General features: G+C 42.3%; 18 protein-coding genes. 7 read left to right on the forward strand and 11 right to left on the reverse strand.

The features are described 5' to 3' along the window. Positions 1-18 precede the first annotated feature (18 nt). A complete protein-coding gene (locus EAE92_RS03915) occupies positions 19-939 on the forward strand; it encodes an SPFH domain-containing protein (RefSeq protein ID WP_036775200.1) in 921 nt (306 codons plus the stop codon). A 2-nt stretch (positions 940-941) separates the two neighbouring features. Next, on the forward strand, positions 942-1,397 hold the full coding sequence (locus EAE92_RS03920) for an NfeD family protein (protein ID WP_214067125.1): 456 nt from the start codon (positions 942-944) through the stop codon (positions 1,395-1,397). On the opposite strand, the gene cueR is transcribed toward EAE92_RS03920, so the two are convergent. Next, positions 1,391-1,792, reverse strand: a complete 402-nt coding sequence (cueR, locus tag EAE92_RS03925) for a Cu(I)-responsive transcriptional regulator (protein WP_214067126.1) — start codon at positions 1,790-1,792, stop codon at positions 1,391-1,393. The two genes, EAE92_RS03920 and cueR, sit on opposite strands and share 7 nt — an antisense overlap. Before the next feature lie 137 nt (positions 1,793-1,929). Between cueR and copA the strand changes: the two genes are divergently transcribed. The 3 genes from copA (at position 1,930) to ybaK (ending at position 6,490) form a co-directional block, all read left to right on the forward strand. Next, the gene (gene copA / locus EAE92_RS03930; RefSeq protein WP_214067127.1) at positions 1,930-4,665 is read left to right on the forward strand and encodes a copper-exporting P-type ATPase CopA; all 2,736 of its coding nucleotides are present in this window, start codon (positions 1,930-1,932) and stop codon (positions 4,663-4,665) included. A gap of 338 nt (positions 4,666-5,003) precedes the next feature. Then, positions 5,004-5,816 carry a TraB/GumN family protein gene (locus EAE92_RS03935; protein ID WP_214067128.1) on the forward strand — a complete coding sequence of 271 codons (813 nt, stop codon included), beginning with the start codon at positions 5,004-5,006 and terminating at the stop codon, positions 5,814-5,816. A 197-nt stretch (positions 5,817-6,013) separates the two neighbouring features. Continuing rightward, positions 6,014-6,490 carry a Cys-tRNA(Pro)/Cys-tRNA(Cys) deacylase YbaK gene (gene ybaK / locus EAE92_RS03940; RefSeq protein WP_214067129.1) on the forward strand — a complete coding sequence of 159 codons (477 nt, stop codon included), beginning with the start codon at positions 6,014-6,016 and terminating at the stop codon, positions 6,488-6,490. Between the two features lie 65 nt (positions 6,491-6,555). On the opposite strand, the gene ushA is transcribed toward ybaK, so the two are convergent. Beyond that, positions 6,556-8,214, reverse strand: a complete 1,659-nt coding sequence (gene ushA, locus EAE92_RS03945) for a bifunctional UDP-sugar hydrolase/5'-nucleotidase UshA (RefSeq protein ID WP_214067130.1) — start codon at positions 8,212-8,214, stop codon at positions 6,556-6,558. Positions 8,215-8,501: 287 nt separating this feature from the next. On the opposite strand from ushA, the gene EAE92_RS03950 reads away from it, so the two are divergent. Further along, the gene (locus EAE92_RS03950) at positions 8,502-9,719 is read left to right on the forward strand and encodes an MFS transporter (protein ID WP_214067131.1); all 1,218 of its coding nucleotides are present in this window, start codon (positions 8,502-8,504) and stop codon (positions 9,717-9,719) included. Between the two features lie 241 nt (positions 9,720-9,960). Continuing rightward, positions 9,961-11,667, forward strand: coding sequence for a YbaL family putative K(+) efflux transporter (gene ybaL, locus EAE92_RS03955; protein ID WP_036775184.1), 1,707 nt, complete (start codon positions 9,961-9,963; stop codon positions 11,665-11,667). A 216-nt stretch (positions 11,668-11,883) separates the two neighbouring features. Here the strand turns inward: ybaL and EAE92_RS03960 are convergent, their stop codons facing one another. The 9 genes from EAE92_RS03960 to dnaX form a co-directional block, all read right to left on the reverse strand. Beyond that, on the reverse strand, positions 11,884-12,495 hold the full coding sequence (locus EAE92_RS03960; protein WP_036808915.1) for a LysE family translocator: 612 nt from the start codon (positions 12,493-12,495) through the stop codon (positions 11,884-11,886). Between the two features lie 1,031 nt (positions 12,496-13,526). Beyond that, entirely contained in the window at positions 13,527-14,837 is a 1,311-nt protein-coding gene (locus EAE92_RS03965) for an inosine/guanosine kinase (protein ID WP_214067132.1), read from the reverse strand. A 97-nt stretch (positions 14,838-14,934) separates the two neighbouring features. Then, positions 14,935-16,038, reverse strand: a complete 1,104-nt coding sequence (gene wzz(fepE) / locus EAE92_RS03970; protein ID WP_214067133.1) for an LPS O-antigen length regulator Wzz(fepE) — start codon at positions 16,036-16,038, stop codon at positions 14,935-14,937. Positions 16,039-16,216: 178 nt separating this feature from the next. Then, positions 16,217-17,194, reverse strand: a complete 978-nt coding sequence (gene hemH / locus EAE92_RS03975; RefSeq protein ID WP_214067134.1) for a ferrochelatase — start codon at positions 17,192-17,194, stop codon at positions 16,217-16,219. A gap of 176 nt (positions 17,195-17,370) precedes the next feature. Further along, a complete protein-coding gene (adk, locus tag EAE92_RS03980) occupies positions 17,371-18,015 on the reverse strand; it encodes an adenylate kinase (protein ID WP_214067135.1) in 645 nt (214 codons plus the stop codon). 184 nt (positions 18,016-18,199) lie between these two features. Beyond that, positions 18,200-20,092 (reverse strand): molecular chaperone HtpG, encoded by a 1,893-nt coding sequence (htpG, locus tag EAE92_RS03985; RefSeq protein WP_214067176.1) that lies wholly within the window; start codon positions 20,090-20,092, stop codon positions 18,200-18,202. 266 nt (positions 20,093-20,358) lie between these two features. Next, positions 20,359-20,964: a recombination mediator RecR gene (recR, locus tag EAE92_RS03990; protein ID WP_110090785.1), complete on the reverse strand. Its 606-nt coding sequence runs from the start codon at positions 20,962-20,964 to the stop codon at positions 20,359-20,361. After that, positions 20,964-21,293 (reverse strand): YbaB/EbfC family nucleoid-associated protein, encoded by a 330-nt coding sequence (locus tag EAE92_RS03995; protein ID WP_021323842.1) that lies wholly within the window; start codon positions 21,291-21,293, stop codon positions 20,964-20,966. Before EAE92_RS03995 ends, recR begins: the two co-directional genes overlap by 1 nt. 56 nt (positions 21,294-21,349) lie before the next feature. Beyond that, positions 21,350-23,344 carry a DNA polymerase III subunit gamma/tau gene (gene dnaX / locus EAE92_RS04000; RefSeq protein WP_214067136.1) on the reverse strand — a complete coding sequence of 665 codons (1,995 nt, stop codon included), beginning with the start codon at positions 23,342-23,344 and terminating at the stop codon, positions 21,350-21,352. Positions 23,345-23,380 lie beyond the last annotated feature (36 nt).

The raw sequence follows: 23,380 nt of genomic DNA on the forward strand, positions 1-23,380 counted from the left end.
TAATTGTAAGGAATTGCTATGGATTTATTCGCTTTTGGTGCCGTACCCATTCTGATCTTTATTGCGGTGGTTATTGTCTTTACTTGCGTAAAAACAGTGCCACAAGGCTATCAATGGACGGTAGAACGCTTCGGTCGTTATACCCGGACTTTATTACCGGGCTTGCATATTATCGTCCCTTTTATCGATCGCATTGGCCGTAAAATTAATATGATGGAACAAGTGTTGGATATTCCTTCACAAGAGGTGATTTCCCGCGATAACGCCAATGTTACTATTGATGCGGTCTGCTTCATTCAGGTTGTCGATCCTGTTCGGGCGGCTTATGAAGTCAGTAACCTTGAGCTATCCATTATCAATCTGACGATGACCAACTTCCGTACCGTTTTGGGTTCAATGGAGCTGGATGAAATGCTGTCACAGCGTGACTCTATCAACAGCCGTCTATTGCATATTGTTGATGAAGCCACTAACCCGTGGGGAGTGAAAATTACCCGTATTGAAATCCGTGATGTGCGTCCACCCAAAGAGTTGATCTCCGCCATGAACGCCCAGATGAAAGCAGAACGTACAAAACGTGCTGATATTCTGGAAGCGGAAGGTATCCGTCAGGCGGCTATTCTGAAAGCAGAAGGAGAAAAACAGTCTCAAATTCTGAAAGCGGAAGGGGAACGTCAATCGGCATTTCTCCAGGCAGAAGCACGTGAACGTGCCGCCGAAGCGGAAGCTCGCGCAACTAAAATGGTGTCCGATGCGATTGCTGACGGCAACATGCAGGCAATTAACTACTTTGTCGCTCAGAAATATACGGATGCACTGACCAGTATTGGCGCTTCCGATAACAGCAAAGTCATTATGATGCCTCTGGAAGCAAGCAATCTAATGGGTGCGATTGGCGGTATTACTGAACTGATTGGCGAAAGCAAAAAAGGTAAGTAATCATGATTGCACAGATTGCGGCTCAAACCCCCTGGCTCTGGTTCTCTTTTGGCGGCTTGCTGTTAATCGCAGAGCTTCTTGGAACCGGCGGCTATCTGTTATGGACGGGGATAGCCGCTATCGTTGTTGCGTTTGTCACCTGGCTGCTGCCAGGAATGAGCTGGGAATGGCAAGGCGTTTTGTTTGCCACTCTGACGCTGCTTTCCGCAATATTATGGCGCTACTGGTTACGTCGCCGCCCCTCAAAAGGCAGCGATAACCTGAACCAGAAAGACCACCAGCTCATCGGTATCCGGGCCAAACTAGCTACAGACACTGAAAATGGTTACAGCCGGATCAAACTGGCTGATGGAAGCTGGCGGGTTCACTGTAACAGTGAACTACCCGCCCATACCGAAGTGGAAGTGATCGCTGTTGATGGCATTACCCTGAAAGTAAAGCCGGTCAGTTCTCAGTGATGAGAGCAACAACCCGATAAATGATCTATGATGGGGCATTCAGCCCCATCATCTCCAGGGCACTCTTCCGCCAAAGATAACAATTTACTTCTCATTTTCTGCAACTCTTCAATCGCCTTTTCTATTTCAGCCACCTTATGCAATGTTGCCGCTTTTACATCAGCACTGTGACGATTAGGATTGCGAAATAACACTAAAAATCCACGACATTCATCAAGCGTAAAACCTACTTGTTTCGCCTGACGCAACAGCGTTAATTCATCAATATGTTTCTGCTGATAATAACGGTAGCCGTTATCCCCCCTTTCTGGCGGTGTAATTAGATCCTTTTCTTCATAAAACCGAATAGCTTTACTGGTAAGACCGGTTTTTTGGGCAACTTCACTGATGTTCATTTTTTCCCCTTGACCTTACCCTTGCGGGAAGGTTTAACCTTCGCAACAAGTCAGAAATTCACTTGAACTGTGTAGATATCATCAATTATCACACAAGTGTGAAGAATAATTACATCACTATGTGTTAGGAGTTTTTTATGTCACACACAACTATTTTAGCCTTGCAGGGACTCTCCTGTATGAATTGTGTTAACAGTGTGAAAAAGGCACTGGCAAATCATACAGATGTGGAACAGGCGGATATTACGATTGATTATGCCAAAATCATCGGCTCAGCCTCTGCTGAATCATTAATCGAAACAATTCAAGCAGTCGGTTACGATGCGATAATCGCCAGCCAACCTGACGTTGAACTGGCGCTTTCTGGCCTGAGTTGTATGCATTGTGCCGGTACGACACGTAAAGCGCTGGAAGCCGTGGATAGCGTTATCGCCGCAGAGGTAAATACTGAAACAGCTAAAGTTTACGGTAAAGCCGATGTCGATACGTTGATTGCCGCTGTTGAACAAGCTGGCTATCACGCAAAACTGATTTCCGGTCAAAACTCCCCAAAATCTGAGCCGCTGACACTACCTGCTTCGAATAGACCGGAACCTTTGGCAGCGGCAACCTCTTCCGTTCCGGTCGAAAAAACTGACGCCTCCGTTGTGAGTGATAGCGATGAGAGCATCCAGTTGTTGTTGGACGGCATGACTTGTGCCAGTTGCGTGAACAAAGTTCAGAAAGCATTACAAGGTGTTGATGGCGTGGAAAATGCCAGAGTGAATCTTGCTGAACGCAGCGCTTTAATTACCGGTAGCGCCTCACCGGAGGCGCTGATTAAAGCAGTAGAAAAAGCCGGGTATGGCGCAGAACTGATTCAGGACGAAGCTGAACGGCGTGAACGTCAGCAACAAGTTTCTGACGCTAATATGCGCCGTTTTCGTTGGCAGTCAGCATTAGCATTGGTCGTCGGTATTCCCGTGATGGTGTGGGGAATGATGGGCGATAATATGATGCTCACACCTGAAAACCGTCATATCTGGCTGATTATCGGCGTTATCACGTTTGCCGTGATGATCTTTGCCGGTGGTCACTTCTATCGCAATGCGTGGCAAAGCCTGAAAAACCGTAGTGCCACAATGGACACATTGGTGGCATTAGGAACAGGCGCAGCCTGGCTTTACTCAATCAGCGTCAATCTATGGCCGGATATTTTTCCGCCACAAGCCCGTCATCTTTATTATGAAGCCAGCGCGATGATTATTGGTCTGATAAACCTGGGTCATGCTCTGGAACAACGTGCCCGTCAGCGTTCTTCAAAAGCACTGGAACGTCTGCTGGATCTGACGCCACCGACAGCCCGTGTGGTGACAGAAGATGGCGAAAAAGAGATGCCATTGGCTAATGTCAAACCCGGCATGACGTTACGTCTGACAACCGGTGATCGTGTTCCCGTTGATGGTGAAATCATGCAAGGTGAGATTTGGATAGATGAAGCAATGCTCACCGGTGAGCCGATTCCACAGCAAAAATCCAAAGGCGATAACATTCATGCCGGTACGACAGTGCAAGACGGCACAGTGCTGTTTACTGCCGCCGCAGTTGGCAGTCAGACAACATTAGCACGAATTATTAAACTGGTCCGTCAGGCGCAAAGTAGCAAGCCCGAAATTGGTCAATTAGCAGATAAAATTTCCTCCGTGTTCGTTCCCGTTGTGGTCGCCATTGCCCTGATTGCCGGGGCTATTTGGTATTTCTTGGGGCCAGCGCCACAGATCATGTATTCATTGGTCATTATTACCACGGTGTTGATTATTGCCTGTCCCTGCGCTCTTGGGTTGGCGACTCCGATGTCAATTATCTCTGGCGTCGGCCGGGCAGCAGAATTTGGGGTTCTGGTTCGGGATGCCGACGCGCTGCAACAAGCGAGTACCTTGGATACCCTGGTTTTTGATAAAACCGGTACGCTGACGGAAGGTATGCCTCAAGTGACTGATATCCATACTTTTAATGGGTACAGCGAACAAGAGGTATTGCGTTGGGCTGGCGCACTGGAACAAGGTTCTAGCCATCCATTAGCCAAAGCCATTCTTGCCAAAGCCGAAGGGCTGGCATTGCCGCAAGTTGAACAATTCCGCACTCTGGCTGGACTCGGTATCAGCGGTGAAGTGAATGGCGCAACCTTGTTGCTAGGTAATCAAGCCTGGATTGAACAAAATCAAGTTGATACGCAAGAATTAAAACCGCTGATCGCTCAACAAGCAGAACAAGGCATCACACCGGTTATTCTGGCAGCAGGAGGTAAAGCAGCGGCAGTGCTATCAATTCGCGATCCACTGCGTGAAGATACCATTACTGCATTACAGCGATTACATCACCAAGGCTACCGTTTAGTGATGTTAACCGGTGATAACCCGGCTACTGCCAATGCGATTGCAAAAGAAGCAGGTATTGATCAAGTGATTGCGGGTGTATTACCTGATGGCAAAGCCGAGGCGATTCAGAAACTGCAAGCAGCAGGTCGCAAGGTTGCTATGGTGGGAGATGGTATTAACGATGCTCCCGCCCTGGCGCAGGCTGATGTGGGGATTGCAATGGGAGGCGGCAGCGATATCGCCATTGAAACCGCGGCGATAACACTGATGCGTCATAGTCTGCATGGTGTGGCTGATGCAGTTGAACTGTCCAAAGGAACGCTGCGCAATATGAAACAGAACCTATTGGGGGCATTTATCTACAACACATTAGGGATTCCAATTGCCGCTGGCGTGCTCTATCCCTTTACCGGAACCCTGTTAGATCCGGTAGTCGCAGGTGCGGCAATGGCGCTCTCTTCAATTACGGTAGTAAGTAATGCTAACCGCTTATTGAGGTTTAAACCTAAATCCTGAATCACTAAAGAAATAAGTCTGCTTTGATGATTTTGGGGTGAGCTGTAAAAATGCGCATCCATGATCGCATTTTACACTTCTACCCCAGCACTTTTTCATATAGCAATATCCATCCATGTTACCGCATCAAATCACTACGTCTCCGTCAATGTTTTCATTACAAATCTCTAGTTATCATTTTTAAAGAACTGGAAAGGTAAATGCGGAGGTCAAGTAAAATCTCCTTGTATACTGAATAGTAGTGAAAGGAACATTCAATGGAAATGAATAGAGATACGGCTGTATATTAACCTGAAAAAATAGTTAGCCTAAAGAATAAATGCTAAACCGGAGCTAAAATGGGACGACTGATTAAACACCTTACCAATATCTTGGGAATAAATTTTTCCCATCGTTATCCCTATCCCGCTCACGATATTACACTAGCAGGTGATAGACATTTGCATCTGGTGGGCAGTATTCATATGGGTACGAAAAATATGTTCCCACTGTCGGAAATATTGATAGAACAACTTAATCAATCCGATACATTAATCGTGGAAGCGGATATTACTCAGTCAGACTCCCCATTTCATGATGAGTTTCAATCATATCACCGTATCGAACAACGTTTATCTTCTGAGATGTATCAGAATTTTCAGGACTGTTGCAATGAGATCCAACAACAAGAAGAATTCCTCAATCTATTGCCCTCATGGCAAATCGCTTTAATTTTACAAGCAGGACAAGCACAAAACCTTGGATTGCATCCCCAATACGGTATCGATTATCAGCTCCTGAATGCAGCCAAAGCTCAAGGGAAAACGATTATTGAACTAGAAGGTACTAAATCACAAATTAATTTACTTAATCAAATTCCCAATAACGGCCTGCCACTACTGGAAGATACATTAACCCATTGGCACGCAAATGCCCGTGCTTTACAAACCATGATCAGTTGGTGGATGGACTATCAACCTGAACAACAAGAACATGCTTTACCAACAACTTTCAGTAAAGAGATATACCAACTATTGATGACTGAACGTAATAAACGATGGAATAAGCGTTTACAGGAATTACCCGCCGGTCGATACATCGTCGCTGTTGGCGTCTTGCATCTGTATGGTGAAGGGAATTTGCCCAAGATGCTGACAGAAAAACAGCATTAAAAAAAGGCCAATATTACATATATCGCTATAATAATATTGGCCAATCATATGAGGTATAATCTGTCATTTTTGTTATTCTTAAGTACGGGATATTACCTGTTTGTATACAAGCAACAGAGCCGTAGTCAGATTATCAATTCCATCATTCCATTTCATCCATTATCTTTAATTACAAAATCATCCTATGTAATGAAATCATGACACCTGCGATCATTTTGCTAGAGAAACAGAAAGTTAGCTTTACTCTTCATACCTACGAACACGACGCAAATGAGCATAACTTTGGTGATGAAGCAGTGAGGAAATTAAGACTCAATGCCAGGCAAGTCTTCAAAACTTTGCTGGTTGCACTTAATGGTGAGGCTAAAAATTTGGTAGTAGCGGTCACCCCCGTTTCAAGTGAACTGGACTTAAAAAAGGTCGCCAAAGTTTTTAAAGTCAAAAAAGCCGAGATGGCTGATCCGCAAATCGCCCAGAAAGTGACAGGATATCTCGTCGGTGGGATCAGTCCGCTAGGACAGAAAAAACTCTTACCAACGGTTATTGATAATCAAGCGCAACAGTACCCTACTATCTTTGTCTCTGGCGGCAAACGAGGGTTAGATATTGAATTAGCGCCGTCTGATCTCTGTAGGCTAGTGAAAGGCAATTTCGCTGATATTGCAAAAGTTTAAATTATTACTCCAAAAGGGCTGCCAAGATTGCAGCCCTTTCGATTTATCATTCTGTCAGGGAAAATTTATTGATAAATAATTTCACCCTTTGGTTCATAATCAGCCGCTTTCAGTGGTGAATGCTTCTCGATATAGTCTTTCAACACTTCTGCATCAACAAAACCGGTATTGACATAGGTTGGATAATTATCAACTCGAGGATAACCATCACCACCAATAGCATTAAAGTCAAGCATTGCCATGCGGTAAGTTTTATTCGGCTCTAGTGGCTTTCCACCGATTTTTACCTCTTTAATACCTTTACCATCAGCTATCAGGCTAACATTCACAAACTGTGCATAAGCACCGGAATCAACTTTCATATTCGCAATTATCGCCAGATATTTTTCGACTTCACTGCCGTTCATATCAACGTAAACCAATGTGTTGGCAAATGGATGTACTTTCAACACATCTTTATAAGTGATATCGCCAGATTCAATCGAATCACGAATACCGCCGCCACTCATAATCGCAAAATCAGCATCCGCGCGTTCCATCATGGCAGAAAGAGCAACACGGGCCATATTAGTCTGAACAAAACGAACTTTGCTGCGATCCCCTTCCAATTTACCCTCAATAGAACCCACTTTTACACCAAGCTGTTTATCACCTTTATCCTGATAAGGCATCAACAACTTTAACATATCCGGGTTTTGGGCAATTTCATGAGTGTAGTAAACACGTTCAGTAGCACCATCTCCCTTCTGCACTTTCTTTTTGAGGTTAATAGGGATCAACTGATAGTGAGTCAACTTCAATTCACCATTACGAAATTGAAAATCAGCTCGACCAACGTATTTCCCCCACTCATGAGCTTGGACAATCCAGGTACCGTTCTGACGATCCGGCGAACATGGCGTTCCTGGCACATAATCGATCTGCTTATAATTTTTCTTTTCCGCGGACATACAGACCAGATCTTGCGAGTGACCACCAACAATCATATCCAGATAGCCTGCGGGCAAACTGCGAGCCATTTCAACATCGCCCGGCGCATTAGAACCATGATCACCGTTGTCATAGTGTCCCATATGGGTTGCGGCAATAATCACATCTGGCTTTTCATCTCTCTTTAGTTCTTCAACAACCATTTTGGCTTCTGTCGCAGGAACCCGAAATTCAACATCAGGGAAATTAGCCGGGTTGCCGATTTTCGCCGTATCATCAGTCGTCAGACCAATAACGGCAATTTTCACACCCTGTTTATCGAAAATGGTATAAGGCTTGAACAAACGTTTGCCGGTGCTTGCTTGGTAAATATTAGCAGCCAGAAATGGAAAATTTGCCCATCTTTCCTGTTGACGCAGTATTGACAAAGGATTATCAAACTCATGGTTCCCCAACGCCATTGCATCATAGCCCACCAAATTCATGCCCTTAAAATCAGGTTCGGCATCTTGCAAATCAGATTCTGGTACACCGGTATTAATATCTCCGCCGGAAAGTAGCAACACACTACCACCTTTTTTCACGACCTCTTGGCGGATTTCATCAACTACCGTTTTTTGAGCGGCTAAACCATACTCGCCATAATCGTTATGCCAAAAATGTCCATGATGGTCATTGGTGTGCAAGATAGTAATGTCATAGGTTTTATCTTTCTCCCAGGCATTTGCGATTGCAGGAAGTAATGCTATAGATACAACCAAAGCGCAAGCTGAGGTCTTGAACGAGAGTTTCATGGTATATCTCCATGTTTTTTAGTGAATTGCCATGCAAAAACAGCTTCAAAAGCTAACAAGGCGGGATAAATTGATCATTTCTTGAGATAGGTTATGTATGTTATGCAATTATTAGAACATGTTTTGTTTCGTCTTCGCGAGAGTACCATAAAACTACATCCAAAATAAAACTATATCCAAAATAGTAAAAAATCAACTCTCTACCTAATGTGTATTAAAATTCAACAAATAACCAATATACTGATTACTGATTACTGATTACTGATTAAGACAGGTTGGCAGCGAATATGAGTGAACAGAGCAATACTACTATAGTCCCATCTCCCACAAGAAAAACTAGGAATACCGTTTTTACTATTCTTGGTGCAATCAGTGTTTCACACTTATTGAACGATATGATCCAATCGCTGATTCTGGCGATTTATCCTTTGCTACAATTAGAATTTAACCTAAGTTTTGTGCAAATCGGTATGATCACACTGACCTATCAAATTACCGCCTCTTTATTACAACCACTGATAGGTCTCTATACTGATAAACATCCACAACCCTATTCATTACCTGTTGGAATGAGTTTCACTTTATCCGGTCTATTACTGCTGGCCTACGCCAACAATTTCTCGTTAATTCTATTAGCATCTGCATTAATTGGCACAGGCTCTTCGGTATTCCACCCGGAATCGTCGCGCGTAGCACGTATGGCATCCGGTGGTCGACACGGATTAGCTCAATCTCTTTTCCAGGTCGGCGGTAATTTCGGCAGTTCCCTTGGGCCTTTGCTAGCTGCTGTGTTTATTGCTCCCTATGGCAGAGGCAACGTTGGCTGGTTCACTCTGGCGGCATTACTCGGCATCATCGTGCTGCTACAGATCAGTAAATGGTATAAAGCTCAGAATTACATCAAGAAAAATCAAACTAAAGCTGACCTCGCCGTCAAAGTTTTATCAAGAAAAACCGTGATAGGTTCCTTGGTTATTTTGCTAATTTTAATATTTTCCAAATATTTTTATCTCACCAGTATCAGTAGCTATTATACTTTTTACTTAATACACAAATTTGGCATTTCCGTACAAAACGCCCAGTTTCATCTGTTTATTTTTTTATTCGCAGTTGCAGCAGGAACCATTATTGGCGGACCGCTTGGTGATAGGATCGGCAGAAAGTATGTTATCTGGATATCTATCCTCGGAGTTGCACCCTTTACATTAGTTCTGCCTTACGCTTCTCTGTACTGGACAAGTATTCTATCCGTGATTATTGGTGTGGTTCTGGCATCTGCGTTCTCTGCAATCCTGGTATACGCTCAGGAACTTATTCCAGGTAAAACCGGGATGGTATCCGGCCTGTTTTTTGGGCTGGCTTTTGGTATGGGAGGTATTGGCGCAGCGGTACTTGGTGATATCGCGGACAGAACAAGTATTGAACTGGTTTATCAGATTTGTGCTTTTCTGCCGTTACTTGGCATATTTACCGCTTTATTACCTAATATAGAAGATAAGAACTAGAAAAATCACCATACAACCCCACATAAAAGTTACTTTTTATGTGGGAATAATGCTTATTTACCTCATAAATATTCAAATAAAACAACATAAATCCCTGTTACGGGTAATTTAATCCTTTCAATCCATATTTTTTGATGTTTTATTCATTTTTTTAGCGAATTTACCTCGAATTATCTATAAAATAAAGTTACACCTACCTCTTCACTATGCTATTTACTAGCCTCAGCAAGAAGGAGTCTTAATGGAGCACTCGACACCACTTATCACCACTATCGTTGGCGGATTTTTTATCGCTTATCTGCTTGGTATGCTGGCACAACGCCTGAAAATCTCACCGCTGGTTGGTTATCTTACTGCGGGAGTACTCGCTGGTCCTTTCACTCCTGGTTTTGTCGCTGATGCATCACTGGCCCCCGAGCTGGCAGAAATTGGTGTCATCTTATTGATGTTTGGTGTCGGATTGCATTTTTCACTCAAAGATCTGCTTGCCGTAAAATCCATTGCTATCCCCGGCGCGATTGCGCAAATACTGGTCGCGACATTACTCGGAGTAGGATTATCAGCAATACTGGGTTGGGAATTATTTAGCGGTATCGTCTTTGGTCTCTGTCTATCAACCGCCAGTACCGTTGTTCTATTACGAGCGCTAGAAGAGCGCCAACTGATCGATAGCCAACGAGGTCAAATAGCTATTGGCTGGCTGATTGTCGAAGATCTGGCGATGGTGCTGACTCTGGTATTACTGCCTGCGGCCGCCGGTATTCTTGGTAATAAAGAAGCCGATATCGGGCAGCTAGTTATCGAGCTCGCCATGACCGTCGGCAAAGTTATCGCGTTTATCCTGCTGATGATTGTTGTTGGCCGTCGTCTAATTCCGTGGGTACTGGCAAAAACCGCCAGTACCGGCTCCAGGGAACTATTTACCCTTGCCGTACTGGTTATCGCCTTGGGTATCGCTTACGGCGCTGTTGCTCTGTTTGATGCCTCATTCGCATTGGGCGCATTCTTCGCCGGTATGGTATTAAACGAATCAGAATTAAGCCACCGTGCCGCCCAAGATACGCTGCCACTCAGAGATGCTTTCGCCGTATTGTTCTTCGTTTCTGTTGGCATGCTGTTCGACCCAATGGTCCTCATTCAACAGCCACTATCGATACTGGCAACGTTGGCAATCATTATTATTGGTAAGTCCGCAGCTGCAATGTTACTCGTAAAGATGTTCGGCCACTCACGCCGGACTGCGTTGACAATTTCAGTCAGTCTGGCACAAATCGGTGAATTTGCCTTTATTCTGGCTGGTCTTGGGGTCGCACTCGGCCTGCTTGATGCAAATGCCCGTAACCTTGTTCTGGCTGGCGCGATTGTTTCTATCATGCTAAATCCAGTTCTATTTAGCCTGTTGGATCGCTATCTGGAAAAAACAGAAACTATTGAGGAACAGTTGCTGGAAGAAACTCTGGAAGAAGAGACGCAAATTCCTGTCGATATCTGCGGTCACACTATCGTTGTCGGCTACGGACGTATCGGCAGCTTGCTATGTCAACGCTTGCAGGAAAAAGAGATCCCTCTGGTTGTTATTGAAAACACCAGAGCCAAATTTGAGGAACTCGGTGAACAAGGCATCAGTGCCGTCATGGGCAACGCCGCCAGCAAAGATATTATGTCACTGGCTCGCTTGGATTGCGCCTGCTCCCTTCTACTGACCATTCCCAATGGCTATGAAGCAGGTGAGATTGTCGCTAGTGCGAGAGAAGCACGCCCAGATATTAATATCATTGTCCGAGCTGACTACGACGATGAAGTTACCTATATCACGGAGCGTGGGGCTAGCCACGTTATTATTGGCGAACGTGAAATTGCCAAAACAATGGCAAGTGTATTAGCCAATAGTGAGCAAGGCTATCCGACTGAGCCTCCCCCTGCGTCGCCCTTTTCACCATTAATCTAAGAAGACGCGACTGTTGATGGCATAATTCCCTATTCGTTACCGAGTAGGGTTTTTTCTTCTATTCTATAGTGAACCATATGAGCCGTTCTTATCACTTTAAGTACCAGCGATAAGAACGGCTCAGAGGAAACAAAGCTTTCAGTTACAGTATCGATCTACTCAATTCTGTACAGCAAAAATCAATCGGAAAGTCGTGATATCAAATATTTCATTACGTCAAAGATATAAAACACCTTTCATTGACGTGTAAAACATTGAAACCGAGAAAACACATAACACTACAGAAGCGAGACGATAAAACAGATCGGGTTTTAAACTCCCTTTTCCCAGCTTTCCTGCATATAGCATTTTCCCAACCCCCACCCAAATTAAAGAAACAGGCAATAACGCGCAAACAAAAACCGCCATACATGGAATGTATTCTGACCACAAAGTAAATGCAGTAAGAGGAAATATATATGTAGCAAACACAAAGGCCTTAGGATTCAGCAACGTGGCAAATAATACCGTGATAAAGTGGATTTTCGCCGCATTCTTGTCTAATGAGAAATGCCAAACTTTAAAAGCCAAATAAGCAATGTATGTCGAAGCACACATCTTTAAGATAACTAATGACCATACGAAAGCATGAGAGACAGTAGATAAAAATAACCCCCACAAACTAATTGCTGTTATATAACCCAGTGCCTCAGCTAATATCAGCCTGAGTGTACTAATAAAACCATGTGAATATCCAGACGATACCAATAGAGTATTGGTTGGTCCCGGCATAATTAAGACCATACTGACCATACTGGCAATTCTTATATAATCGTAGTAACTATTCATAGTATCCTCAATGGCTGTTATAGATAATAATTAATTACTTGAAATATAATAGGAAATTTTTAATAAAAAATTTCATCACGTTCCTCCATTTCTTTAAATTAGCAATAATAAGTTATAGTCATTAAATACTATCACTTTCATTTAATGGCTATTAGATGCGTATTTTCTTCAAATGTTAGTAGTCTCAATAACTCCAACTCAATAATAAAAGATACAAAAAAACCATCCTAATATAGGCCACAAAATCAAATAATTACAGTAAACAAAAAGTATTTCGCTAAATGATCCTTCTAAGTTATCAATCATCGATAAAATTTCGCTATCAGAATTAGCATTAGAAAACACTAACTCACATATCAATACTATACAAAAAAATATTAAGCTCCGTATCAGCCTAGGGGCTATTTCTAAAATATAGCAGCACCAATCCATATATAACTAATATCATTTCTATATATGATCGATATCATTTCAATATATAAAGAATATCATTTCAGCATATTACTAATAAAGGAGTATCCTCTAGCCAATCATCTTGATTATAATTATTAGAATCAACAATTGAAAAACCAGTTCCAATATTTTTAAAAATTGTGATTTTAGTCCAAATTCATCTTCCATCTGTTCCCTCACAAAATAAATAGAAAAATTAGAGAAATCATTAAATCAGAACGGGGCTGATTGATAATTTTAGCGATATATAGCTATATTATAAATACTCTACTATACGTAATTATCATATATAAAACAATAGGATAAGTTGAAAGCAAAAAACAAACAGAAAATTTCATTTGCATATTTTTGCTATCTTAGTGATATAAATATTCTATTCCAAAATATTTTTTATATATTATGTAAATCTATTTAAACAGATATATAAAGAAGAGAAAAATATTTTCTCTTCTATCAATTCAATAAAGAATCATTATTCTTAACAAAATAAACTTTAACTATCATTCATAATCTTAATAAATGATTTTATACCTAAATTTCGGCGCCGTATAAATTAATACAGCGCCGAAATTTTAGAGTTATCGTTCCCAATAAGACTCTTCCAAACTGTCTTCTTTTTCAGGTAAACCACGACTTAATCGTGGGGAATGCTGACTCAATACCTGATAACTAACTCTGTTTGCATATTTACAAACCTGAGCAAGTGATGAATATGTCAGATAAGTACGGATATGTTTACTCGAATTAGGCACATTCATTCTGTGATGATTGTTGGCCGTTATATCATGCAGTAAAGCAGATAAAGCACCATCACCTGCCCCATTGGTATTCATGATTTTTTCCGGCCCCCCCATATAAGGTTCAATATGGGAATAAACTTTCATTGGGATTTGGCAATCAGATTTACGCATAGCGCGGCTGAATTCATAACGGTTAAATTCAGCAATAGCCCCCGGTAGCAATGGGTGAGTTGTCTGACGTGTGTAATCTTTTTCCGTATAACCTGCCATGTATAGTCCAGCCGGACCAGCGGTACATAAAACTAAATCAACCCAATCCAACGCCATATCTGAAGCTAATAGCGGATCACTGCAACCAGTAAGCTCATAAGCCTCATCTTCATTCATTGCCAGAACAGAAACATTCTCAACTAAAAAGTCACGCCACCATTGTGGATCATCAGCAATAACATATTTTGTCCCCAACGTCAGAACGACAGGCACACTATGCTTTTTCGCATATTCGATGGCCTTCATGGTCGCTTCTGGCATTGGTTCTCCTGGTTTACAACGAACCAGGTAAGCGGTTAACACCAATGCAGAAGCTTCAGCAATAATCTTCTCAGGAATACTCTCCGGCTTAAGTTGATTCATTTGCCCAGGACTGATGGCAAAAGTGCGCTCACCATTTTCCGTTACTAGCGTAAAACAGCGCCCAATTGCCCCGTTCACACCTTGTAAGTAGTTCAGATCAGTACGACTAGATGTGTTACATAAATAGCGGTAAGCATAGCTGCCAATCTGAATATTATTGCACATAGTACCTAGTAAGACAGAACGATCATCGGCAAGAACCGAGTAATTATGTAAGGTATTACCAATAGTGCCGCCAGCAAATTCGTGGCTAATAAGATTATTATCAGTAAGTTCTTTATACAGAGCTTCAGCGACATCATCTTCAATAACTAATGAATGCCCTTGGCTGAGGTTATAGCGCTGGATAAAACCTTCGTCTACTTTCGCTTCAATATCTACTAATATCTGATCGATGCCAACGATATAAGCTCGGTTATTCTCCCCATCCATCATCTCTTTAATTGGCTGGAGTAAAGGATCGCGCAGGCTGACGGGAAAATAGTGTTTTGATTTACGTTTACCGGGGAATTTCATTTTTGATTGATGCTATGACGCCAAAAGATGCAGCATATTAGCACAACAAAAGACTAACAGGCAGCAAATGTCATTCGACATTTGCTGCCAAAGAAGACTAAGCCGCTTGTCGACGACTACGTGCCATATGACGGATCAGAACAAACACCACAGCTAGGATCAGCCCAATAAAAGCACTGCCTACCAAAATAAGTAAACGTTTCGGTGAATCTTTCGCCGTTGGCTCATAAGGAGCCTGCATATATTTGAATGGTTGGAAATTAACTGTGTCTATTTTAAGTGCTTTAAGCGCCTTTATATAGAACAAACGGTTACGTAAGTCAGCATCAACTGAGGTGGGATCTTTAATATCCTCCGTAATTTTCAGCTTACGTTGTAATGCATCAGCTCCCAAAGCAATGGAATAATCTGGATCGTCTTTGATCATTGCACCTTCACTGGAAATAGGTTTTTTAATTCCTGCTGAATTAGCAATAGATAATGCATGTTTCAATCGCTCAATATTTGCTTCCTGTACGTTATTCACACGATTTAAATCAACTTTATATAAACCTTCAGAGTAAGCTAGCTTTTGTTTTACCATATCACTTAATTCACTCTTCACCTGCTCATGAACAACAGACGACACATAGTCAATATAGCCATTTAACAGGTTATATGCATCCTCAGCAGTTCCAGCACTGAAAATCAATTTAGTTTCACCATTTTCATCATCTTTCTCCGCTTTTGAAGAAGATGAAATATTATCATTTACAATCTTTTCAATAAGTTTTCTTTTTGCAAGCGGTGAATGATCATCTGATTTCGCTATCAGATTTTTAAAATAATCTGTATTGATCAGATATTCTTCACGTAAAACCCGTGAATTAAAATTATTTAAAAAATTATTATACAACGACGACGAAGTTATTGATGATTGTAAACTTAAAACCTCTAAATTAGTCAGGGTATCTTTAAGTGGTTGTATCTCTTCAAGTTGAGGTTTAACAACAGAAGCCGAACTACTCCACTTTTGTGGCATCAAAGATGCTGCTGCAAAGCCAATAACAGCAAAAAGAATAGTAACAGCAATAATCAATAACTTTGATTGAAATAAAACAGAGAATAACTCAAACAAATCAATTTCATCATCTTGTTTTGAATTGTAATAATTAAAATATTCTTCATTTAAGTTAGTGCCTTTAATCGGTTTATTACTCATTATTTATATCCAAATTCAAATATGCTGTTACTAATTGATATACAAAACATCATCCCACTAGCCCATAGGTTAATTCCCATTTACCCTGAAATAAGTATGGCATTTCCACCAAGCTAGCATCCGTGTAGCAATATACCCTAAAAAGCCAATGAACCCTAATGATAGATTAATCCTATCACTATTCATTCCCGTTTCTGACAAACCCGTTAACCAACGTTTCAAGGAGTAAAATATGTCTTGTATTGTCGTTAAGCGCAGGAATATATTCGAATTTTTCTCCACCAGCACTCAGAAATATCTCTTTATTTAGCTGTTTTATCTCTTCCAAAGTTTCCAGACAATCAGACGAAAAGCCGGGGCAAATCACCTGGATATGTTTTATTCCCTGATTAGGCAGGGATTTCACTGTTTGATCCATATATGGCGTCAACCATTGTTCACGACCAAAACGTGACTGATAAGCCACCATTACCCGTTCTGCCGGATAATTAATTGCCTGCTTTAGTAAACGTGTTGTTAACTTACACTGTTCAGCATAAATATCACCCGTATCAGCATAACGCTGCGGAATGCTATGGTAGGAAAACAATAATCGGTCTGGTTGACCATGCTTATCGAAACTCTGCTCAATAGTCTCTTTCAGCGCAGAAATATAGGCCGGATGATCAGCATAACTACGAATAAAGTGAATTCCAGGAATAGTACGATATTTCTGCAATACCTGACTGACACCATCAAATACCGCCGCAGATGAGGAGCCAGAATATTGGGGATAAAGTGGTAACACAATTAGCTGCTCAACATTCTGCTTAAGTAAATTGTCAATCGCTTGCTCAAGAGACGGAGAGCCGTAATTCATTCCAAGTTCAACAGGGATGTCAGCCAGTCTTTCTGCCAGTAATTTCTGTTGCCGACGGCCATATACTAACAGAGGAGAGCCTTCATCCGTCCAAATTTTCTGGTATAACTTTGCTACACGTGAAGAACGTAAAGGCAAAACAAATCCATATAATATTGGCTTCCAGATGAATCGAGATAAGTCTATGACTCTTTTATCGCTCAGAAACTCAGCTAAATAACGTCTTACAGCTTTAGTTGTCGGTTTATCAGGAGTACCAAGATTAACTAATAAAACACCATATTTACCGTTGCTCATTATGTCGATCCTTAATTGTTTTGCTAGTGAAAACCCTAACACAATAAAATACAGATGAAAATCATGTTTATCTACGCAAACAATGAGGAAAAACCGACCAATTTACATGATATAGTAAATAAATAATATAAGATAAGGCGACTTGTTAGTCGCCTTCTAAGAACCATTTAGGTTGATTAACCTAAAATTTCAGTTAATTCTTCGCTAATCTCAGATACCTTACGAGTACCATCAATTCTAAAATATTTAGTATAATCTACCTCTGCTTCTTTTCGATAGTAGGATACTAAAGGTGCTGTCAGTTGATGATATTCAACTAAACGTTTACGCACGATATCTTCGTGGTCGTCTTTACGAATGGTCAACTCTTCACCCGTAACATCATCCTTGTTCTCCACTGCCGGCGGATTAAATTTGATGTGATAAACACGGCCAGATGGCGCATGTATACGGCGCCCAATGATACGTTCAATGATGAGTTCATCGGGAACATCGAACTCCAGGACATAATCAACATTAATCCCCGCTTCTTTCATTGCATCAGCTTGGGGAATAGTACGGGGGAACCCATCCAACAAGAAACCATTGCGGCAGTCATCTTGTTTGATGCGCTCTTTGACCAAAGCAATTACCAGTTCATCAGTGACCAGCTTGCCATGATCCATCAGCGCTTTCGCTTTTAAACCCAATTCTGTGCCAGCCTTAACCGCAGTACGCAACATATCGCCAGTAGAAATTTGAGGGATCCCATATTTCTCCACGATAAATTGCGCCTGAGTCCCTTTACCGGCGCCCGGAGCGCCCAGCAGAATAATACGCATTGCGTAAATCCCCTTGCTAATTAGTTTTTATATTTTCAGAAAACGAATCACCATACCATTTAGCATGGGGTTCGCTCAAGGAAACAGGTAAACGATTTCGTGATATTTTTCTGTAAAAATAAACCACGCCCCATCTTATTATCAGAGGCGTGGTTTACAATCGTTATCAAGAAATATAGTTAAATCAAGCTTTTTCAGACAATAACAACTGATTCATACGGCGAATAAACTGATTTGGGTCCTCTAATGTGCCACGTTCAGCAAACAATGCCTGATCAAGCAACAGTTCAATCCAATCCGCGAATTGAGCCTCATCACTGATATCAGCAGCCAGTTTTACCAACTGATGATCAGGATTCAGTTCAAAATTGTACTTAACGTCCGGCACCTGTTGACCAGCCGCAGCAAACAATTTCGCCATCTGAGTACTCATTTCATCCGCATTTGTTGTCACAATTGCTGGAGTATCAGTCAGACGGTGAGTCAATTTAACCTCTTTCACGCGATCACCAAGCAGTGTTTTCACACGCTCAACAAACGGCTCCAACTGCTTTTCAATTTCTTCCTGCTCAGCTTTGTTTTCATCTGCCAATTTATCCAGAGATTCATCGGCTTTACTGACTGACTGGAATTTTTTACCGTCAAAATCAGTGAGGTATCCCATCATCCATTCATCAATGCGCTCTGACAGCAACAGAACTTCAATACCTTTCTTGCGGAATAGCTCCAAATGAGGACTGTTTTTTGCCGCAGCATAACTGTCCGCGGTAATGTAGTAGATCTTATCCTGACCTTCGGTCATCCTACTAACATACTCTTCCAAAGAAACTGTTTGTGCCGAGCTGTCATTATGAGTAGAAGCAAAACGCAGCAATTTAGCGATAGTTTCTTTGTTGGTGTTATCCTCTGCCGGACCTTCTTTCATTACCAGACCAAACTGTTGCCAGAATTGCTGGTACTTTTCTGCGTCATCCTTCGCCAGTTTATCCAGCATCTGTAATGCACGTTTGGTCAATGCACTACGTAAATTACGGGTAATAGAATTATCTTGTAAGATTTCACGGGAAACGTTCAGCGGCAAATCGTTGGAGTCAATCAGGCCGCGGACAAAGCGTAAATAGTTCGGCATAAACTGTTCCGCATCATCCATAATAAACACACGCTGGACATACAATTTCAGCCCGTGCTTATGCTCACGGTTCCACATATCCCACGGAGCCTGAGACGGAATATAGAGCATGCTAGTATATTCCTGTTTACCTTCTACGCGGTTATGGCTCCAGATCAGCGGATCAGAAAAATCATGAGAAATATGTTTGTAGAATTCTTTGTACTCTTCATCTGTAATTTCAGATTTGCCACGAGTCCACAAAGCTTGAGCTTTATTAATCTTTTCCCAAGTTACTGTATCTTCTTCACCCTCTTCTTCGCCCTTGTTTTTGGTTTCAATTTCAACCGGCAAAGCAATATGGTCAGAGTATTTACTGATAACAGAACGCAAACGCCAGTCATTCAGGAATTCATCTTCTCCTTCACGTAAATGAAGGGTGATCTCTGTACCGCGCGTCTCTTTTTCAATATCAGCAATCGTGTAATCGCCTTCTCCGGCAGATTCCCAGAATACGCCCTGATCAATTGAAGCGCCAGCCGCACGAGTACGCACAGTGACTTTATCAGACACAATAAATGCAGAGTAAAACCCAACACCAAACTGACCAATTAACTGGCTGTCTTTAGCCTGATCTGAACCAATAGATTCCAGAAAAGCTTTTGTTCCTGATTTAGCGATTGTTCCAAGATTATCGATAACTTCATCACGAGTCATACCAATGCCATTATCACTAATCGTGATGCTTCTCTTTTCTTTATCGAAAGAAAGGCGAACACGTAATTCACCATCATTTTCATAAAGTTCTGGAGCTGATAATGCGCGGAAACGTAATTTGTCAGCAGCATCGGAAGCGTTTGAGATTAGCTCACGAAGGAAAATCTCTTTATTGGAATAGAGTGAATGGATCATTAATTGCAGAAGTTGTTTTACTTCAGACTGAAATCCACGGGTTTCCTGACCTTTCATACTCATTTATTACCTCAATCTAAATCCAGTTCAGATAGACAAAATCAGACGATAATATGCAGATGGGGATAAATAAGTTGAATTTCAAGTTTGATTATCTAAAAGAATTATGAAGTCACTTTTGATCATAGCAGAATGAGCTAAAAGGTATGCGCCACATAAATGTAGCGCCTCAAAACCTTTACGACTTGCTCTAACCAAGCTACAACACTGTTCAAGCTACATATTCAATCACAACTCGAAAACCGTAAGGCGTTAACAGAAAATCAATAAGTAATCTTCTGTCGCCCAGCAATTGAATGAGACAATGTTGTACCATCTACCATCTCAAGTTCACCACCAACCGGTACACCATGAGCAATACGACTTGCTGTCACACCGTACTGAACGCATATCTCCGCGATATAATTGGCAGTAGCCTCTCCTTCCACTGTCGGATTAGTCGCCAGAATCACCTCTGAAATCTCTTCAGTGGCGAGACGATCCTCAAGACGATCTAAACCGATATCGATTGGACCAATACCATCTAATGGAGATAAATGCCCCATCAATACAAAGTAACGCCCGGCAAACTGCCCGGTTTGTTCAATAGCATGAATATCCGCAGGGCTTTCAACCACACAAATTTGACCACTTTGTTGACGGCGTGGATTAGCACAAATCGTGCACTGTTCCTGTTCGGTAAAAGTCCGGCAATATTTGCAGTGTCCAATTTCTGACATCGCTCTGGTCAATGCCTGAGCCAAACGCATTCCACCACTGCGATCACGCTGTAGCAGATGAAAAGCCATCCGCTGCGCAGATTTAGGGCCAACCCCTGGTAAACAGCGTAATGCTTCCATCAAGGATTCAAGGAGAGGACTGGTTTGCATCAGAATGGCATCTTAAAGCCTGGCGGCAGTTGCATCCCACTGGAAACACTTGCCATTTTCTCTTTCTGAGTCTCTTCAATACGACGAGCCGCGTCGTTGAATGCGGCAGCAATCAAGTCCTCCAGCATCTCTTTGTCATCTTCCATCAGGCTTGGATCGATCTCAACACGACGGCAATTATGAGCACCATTGATAGTCACTTTAACCAGACCCGCACCCGATTCACCCGTCACTTCCAGATTGGCGATCTCTTCTTGCATTTTCTGCATCTTATCCTGCATTTGCTGGGCCTGTTTCATCAAATTGCCCAAACCACCTTTACCAAACATAGATTTCTCTCTTCGCTATGGCTACATCGTACAACAAGGTACAGATTGCAGCATGGTTAAACCGGTCGGATACTCTCTTCATCCAATTCAGCATCAAATACCTGCCGCAATGTTTGAATAGTTTTATCCGCAATAATTGATTGGCGAGCTTGTGCCAATTTCTCTTCATAAATGGCTTGTCGCCACTCCAGCGGAGTTTTCTCCGCAGGATTATCATCTTCAATAATGCTGAATTCAACCGTTGCGCCATACAACTCGCTCAAAGCCCCCGCTAATGACTTCTGCGCGAAAGCGGAATTAAGGTGACGCTGGCTCGAACGTAGGTGTAAACGGATGTTATTCGCGCTAACCTGCTCTTTGAACGCATTTAATGCCAATTGTTGCACCAGTTTAGGAATTTTAAGTTTATCAACTTCTGCGGCCCATGCATCTCTCTGTTTAGATTCTTCCGCTAATTTCTCTGCCAACTCTGGTGTTTTCTCATGTTCCAAAGCTGTTCTTAAAGCCTTTGGCGTAGCCACATGAGTTTCTGTTTTCTCCTCAATATTCTTGGCGCGCCAACGGTAAGCCTCTTTTTTCTCAGGTCTGTTTTCCTGTTTTTTATCTATTGATGACTGAGGTCGCTGTCCTGACACTGCGGCAATCCGTTCCAATGCCGAAGTTGCTGACTTCATCTTAACCGGCGTAGCCGATTCAGGCTTTTTTGTTGGCGTTTGCTCTTGCTGTCGGGATAACACATTCCTTGCTTTCAGCAACTGCGCGGTTGGGCTTGATGCAAGCGCCTGAGGTATCTGAGGCTGCGACGGAGAAGTTCTATCCAATTGCGCCGGTTCATTAATATCATTAGCAGGTGGCACATCCCCCTGATCACTCTGTTTATGTTTCGGCTGTGCTGTAACTGGTGTTGTAACTGATGGTATAACCGCAGGATTTACCACCGGCGCAGCAACCTCTTCAATAACTTTTTTGGGATGAAATGCCAAAGCTCTGAACAGAGCCATTTCAACCCCCATCCTGCGCTCCGGCGCATACGGCAAGTCCCTACGACCAATCAGCAAAGTTTGATAATAAAGTTGCAAATCTTCCGGTGAAATAGCTTTTGCCAATATGCGCAAACGGCCTTCAATTGATGAAGAAGCGATCTCTGGTTGAGAAGGCAATAGTTGAAGCATTGCAATTCGATGTAGCAATGAAAGGATCTTTACCAACAAATCTTCCCAGTCAGCACCACGTGAAGCGACTTGTTCCACCAATGCCATAACTTGCTGACCGTCAGCTCGAATTAATGCTTCAATAATTGATAACGGCTGTTCATCATCTAACGTTCCAAGCATCAAGCTAACTATTTCGGCTGTTACCTGGCCCTGCCCGATAGCAATAGCCTGATCTGTTAGACTCAAAGCATCACGCATGCTGCCATCAGCAGCACGAGCCAATAGCTGACGAGCACGGCTGTCACTCTCTATATGTTCAGCTTTAAGAATACGTTCAAGCTGATCGCTTATTTGACCAATATCCAGCGATTTGAGATGGAACTGCAAGCAACGGGAAAGAATGGTCACTGGCAATTTTTGCGGATCAGTCGTTGCCAGTAGAAATTTCACATGCTCGGGTGGCTCTTCCAACGTTTTCAATAACGCATTGAAGCTGTGGCGGGAAAGCATATGCACTTCATCAATCAGGTAGACTTTAAAACGCCCACGAGCTGGAGCATATTGCACGTTATCTAGCAATTCACGCGTATCTTCGACTTTGGTACGGGAAGCCGCATCAATTTCAATTAAATCGACAAATCGCCCTTGTTCAATTTCAAGGCAATTAACACATTTACCACAAGGCTTATCAGTAATACCCGTTTCACAATTTAGCCCCTTGGCAAACAAACGGGCGATCGTTGTTTTCCCGACACCTCTCGTGCCAGAAAATAAGTAGGCGTGATGAAGCCGACCGTGGGCAAGACCATTAGCCAACGCAGTCAGGATATACTCCTGACCAATGACATCAGAAAATATTTGTGGGCGCCACTTACGGGCAAGTACCTGATAGCTCATTGATACCGGGAAAATCGAATACAGTTGGGCACCATG

It is taken from the genome of Photorhabdus hainanensis, from assembly GCF_018448965.1.
Lineage (GTDB): Bacteria > Pseudomonadota > Gammaproteobacteria > Enterobacterales > Enterobacteriaceae > Photorhabdus > Photorhabdus akhurstii.